At 57.3% G+C, this 314-nt stretch carries 1 pseudogene; it reads left to right on the forward strand.

Annotated elements, in window-relative coordinates:
* Positions 1-169, forward strand: a pseudogene (locus tag BK660_RS33360) (hypothetical protein); the annotation flags it as partial.
* Between the last annotated feature and the right edge of the window lie 145 nt (positions 170-314).

The following is a 314-nucleotide window of genomic DNA, read 5'->3' on the forward strand; positions in this document are numbered from 1 at the left end:
GGTCTGGCGCGATGACAAAGGCGTGACCTGCCGCCGCTGGAATTGGCGGCAAGGGGTCAGAACCCGCCTTGGGGCCGATGCGCAGAACATGTGGTTCATTCTCGAGAGTTCGCCAGCGATGCCGCTTGAAGCTTTGACTGAAGCAGGGGACAAGCTGATCGCAGGTTAGCAGCAAATGATGCCCGGCGTGCAGATTGAAAGCTCGCTGATTGGTCCCGGGGCCAAATAGTCGATAGACCACTGAACAGAATGATGAACCGCCTTGCTGGAAGAAGGGCACACGTCGGGAATGCCCTTCTGGAGTTCAAGCGTTA

The organism is Pseudomonas brassicacearum (assembly GCF_003732265.1).
Taxonomy (GTDB): Bacteria; Pseudomonadota; Gammaproteobacteria; order Pseudomonadales; family Pseudomonadaceae; genus Aquipseudomonas; species Aquipseudomonas brassicacearum_D.